Here is a 2509-nt window from a genome sequence, read left to right on the forward strand (position 1 = left end):
CGAAAAATGATTCATGACCAAGGGTGTCGTCTCTGTGGCGAAGCGAAAGCGGATGTTGCCCGGAAAAGCTCTGGTCAGAATGGGTCAAAACCCCGTCACTTCAGTGATCGGGTTGCTTAGGGCCACTTCACCGAGCCGTCGTCGGTGGGCGTGAGATCGTCGGGCATCGTGCCGTCGGGGTTCGAGCCCGCGAAGATGTCGCGGAACATCACCCAGACGCCCGCCTGGCAGACGGCCGAAAGGAGCGCGACCACCAGAGGGGCGAGGAAGGCGAAGCCCTGCGGGAGGCCGATGCCGATGAAGAGCATCTCCAGAAGGAAGAAGACGGCCGACGAGAGGATCGTCGTGCAGACGAGCCACCCGATGATTGGGCGGATGCCGCGGAGCACGCCGAAGAACGAATAGAAGAGGCTCTTGCCCACCTTCTGCCGGTTCTGCACGATGAGGAGCGGCGCGAAGAGCGTCATCATCAGAATCGGGACGTAGAGCGCGAAGGCGACGATGAAGGCCGTGAGCGGGAAGTTCCCCGTGATCGAGGCCATGTCCACGCCCGAGGAGGTGATCTTCCACTTGTCGAGGTCCCCGCGGCCGAGCCACTCGAAGACGAGCATGTTGATCTCCATCCAGACGCTCGCGAGAAGCCCGAGGATGAGGAGCGGGTAGCGCGAAGCCTTGTCGCGGATGATCGCGACGAGGGTGTAGTAGACCGGGACTCGGCCGTCCAGGGCGTCGCGCGCGGCGAACCCCGTCATCACCGAGGCGTAGGGCATCCAGAGGCTCGCGAGCAGGGTGCCGATCAGCGGGATGCCCGAGAGCATCATCGAGACGAGGAGCGAGAAGATGACGATGCCGGGGAAGGAGAGCGGCTGGAGCTTCAGGGTACGGCAGGAGTCCTTGAACCAGGAGAGCCCGAGGGAGAAGGAAAGCGTCTGCGGCATGGCGTCGGTGCGGTTTGGGCGGTGCGTGCGTGGGGAGTTGTTTTTGGGGAGAGGGAAAAGGGAGGTCGGAGCCTCCGACAGAAGAAGGCGCCGGCTCCGGTTGGAGAGCCGACGCCCCTTCTTCCCTCAAAGAAGCCTCTTGACGAGGCTCGTTCGACTACCAGCCGAATTCAATGAACTTCGGCGTGCCGAGCGTGCTGCTCGGATTGCGTCCCGGGGTCGTGTCGATCGGACGGTCCGCACGGTTCTCCATCGTGTAGGGAATCTTCGTGGAACCCGGCGTCACGACGTACTCGGTGACGTGGTTGTTCGGGTCGCGGACGGCTTCGATCTTCGTGCGCTTGTCGTTGTTGCGCGGCGTCTGAACGCCCGCTTCGCGGTTCGCGCGCGCACGGCGCATGTCCTCTTCCGTCGGAGCGAGCGACATGCCGTCCTGCGCGGCCTTCGGAGGAAGGACGCGGTCGGGCTTCGGCGCCGTCTGACTCTGCGCCGCAACGTCGCCCGCATAGGGCGGCGGGGCGTCCGGGGCGGCGGGCGCGGCGTTCGCAGAGACTGCGAGGAGAAGGCCGAGCGCGGCGGGGAGAAGAATGTGCTTCATGTTCAAATTCAAGTCCGTTGCGGAAGGCGCGCCTCAAGGCGTCCCTCCATGCGTTCATTGTGCCACGGCGCTGTGGCGCCCGCCTCACCCGCCGCACTGAATTCGTGAGGACTTTTGTCCGGGATCCATGCCGCGGGGCGGGGCTTCACGGGCGGGAGGCCCTCCCGGAGCGGCGCAGAGGAGCCCGCGTTTCGCGTATTCTTCCTTCCGTTTTTCTGAACGTGAACCGGGTTTCCTTCGACGATGTCCAAGCTTCTTCTGATTGACGGCTCCAACTATCTCTTCCGCGCCTACCATGCGCTTCCGCCCCTCACGACTTCCGCGGGCGAGCCCACGGGCGCGCTGAAGGGCTTCCTCGGCATGCTCTCGCGCGTGGCGATGATGGTGAAGCCCGACGCCGCCGCGGTGGTCTTCGACGCGCCGGGGAAGACCTTCCGCCACGAGATGTTCCCCGAGTACAAGGCGAACCGCCCGCCGATGCCCGAGGATCTGCGCGTGCAGATCGAGCCCCTTGAAAACGTCGTGAAGTCGCTCGGCTGGCCCGTGCTGATCGTGCCGGGCATTGAGGCCGACGACGTGATCGGCACGCTGTCGCAGATGGCGAAGAAGGCCGGCATGCAGTCCGTGATCGCCACGGGCGACAAGGACCTCTCGCAGCTGGTCGACGACGACGTCGTGATCCTCAACACGATGAACACGAAGTTCTACGACCGCGAGGGCGTGAAGGAGAAGTACGGCGTCGCGCCCGAGCGCATCATCGACTACCTCGCCCTCATGGGCGACAAGGTGGACAACGTTCCGGGCGTCAAGGGCTGCGGCCCGAAGACGGCCGCCAAGTGGGTGAACGAAATCGGCGGCCTGGACGAGATCCGCGCCGCCGCCCGCGCGGCGAACGCCGACGGCTTCGTGATGGAGCTGCCCGACGGCTACGACACGCAGGTCGGCGAGCGTGGCGCCCGCCTCTCGGGAGGGC

Annotated in this window: 3 protein-coding genes; 1 reads left to right on the forward strand and 2 read right to left on the reverse strand. The window is 65.2% G+C overall.

The genetic code is table 11. The features are described from left to right. Positions 1-116: 116 nt before the first annotated feature. Both ACT6Y9_RS10390 and ACT6Y9_RS10395 read right to left on the reverse strand, forming a co-directional pair. On the reverse strand, positions 117-938 hold the full coding sequence (locus ACT6Y9_RS10390; RefSeq protein WP_443744479.1) for a BPSS1780 family membrane protein: 822 nt from the start codon (positions 936-938) through the stop codon (positions 117-119). Between the two features lie 157 nt (positions 939-1095). Next, positions 1096-1536: a hypothetical protein gene (locus tag ACT6Y9_RS10395; RefSeq protein WP_295477295.1), complete on the reverse strand. Its 441-nt coding sequence runs from the start codon at positions 1534-1536 to the stop codon at positions 1096-1098. A gap of 243 nt (positions 1537-1779) precedes the next feature. Here ACT6Y9_RS10395 and ACT6Y9_RS10400 point away from each other — a divergent pair. Next, the coding region (locus tag ACT6Y9_RS10400) for a 5'-3' exonuclease H3TH domain-containing protein (protein ID WP_443744480.1) at positions 1780-2509 on the forward strand (730 nt) is incomplete at its 3' end.

The organism is Sutterella sp. (genome assembly GCF_052272535.1).
Taxonomy (GTDB): domain Bacteria; phylum Pseudomonadota; class Gammaproteobacteria; order Burkholderiales; family Burkholderiaceae_F; genus Sutterella.

Bases quoted from the DNA above. Each gene is read 5' to 3' on its own strand.
- ACT6Y9_RS10395 (WP_295477295.1), bottom strand. From the start codon at position 1,536: ATGAAGCACATTCTTCTCCCCGCCGCGCTCGGCCTTCTCCTCGCAGTC.
- ACT6Y9_RS10390 (WP_443744479.1), bottom strand. From the start codon at position 938: ATGCCGCAGACGCTTTCCTTCTCCCTCGGGCTCTCCTGGTTCAAGGAC.